This is a genomic window from Pseudomonas sp. P106(2024) (assembly GCF_057480815.1).
This window is the reverse complement of record NZ_JBLIYU010000058.1, coordinates 1-422: the sequence shown is the minus strand read 5'-3', so window position 1 is coordinate 422 and position 422 is coordinate 1. Positions and strand designations below refer to the sequence as shown.

At 68.5% G+C, this 422-nt stretch carries 1 protein-coding gene; it reads right to left on the bottom strand.

The features are described 5' to 3' along the window. On the bottom strand, positions 1-422 hold a 422-nt coding region (locus AC25M7_RS25500; protein ID WP_486971640.1), incomplete at both ends, for a hypothetical protein.

Genomic DNA, 422 nt, shown 5'->3' with positions numbered 1-422 from the left:
ATCGAGGCCTTGCTCAGCAGCCGCCCGGCCTGCTGGTCGAAACCCGTGGCGGTCAGGCTCATTGCGCCATCACTGTCGATGCGGCTGTCTGCACCGGCATTGTTGACCTGACCGGCCTTGATGGTCAGGCGGTCGTTGCCGACCACATGGCCACTGTCGCGGTTGTCCAGCGCGCCGGTGGCGATATCCATGGCTCCCTGCGCGCCGATCTCGCCGGCACGGTTGTCCAGGCTGGCGCTGCGCAGGTCGAGGGTGCCGTCGGCGGTGATCGAGCCGCGCTGGTTGTCTACCTTGCCGGTGGTGGCCAGGGTGAGCTTGCCGGCGCTGCTCAGCTCGGCGTCGGTGTTGTCGAGGCTGGCGGCGCCGATATCGAGGTCACCCTCGCTGGTCAGCAGCCCCTTGCCGTTGTCGAGCGCCTGGCC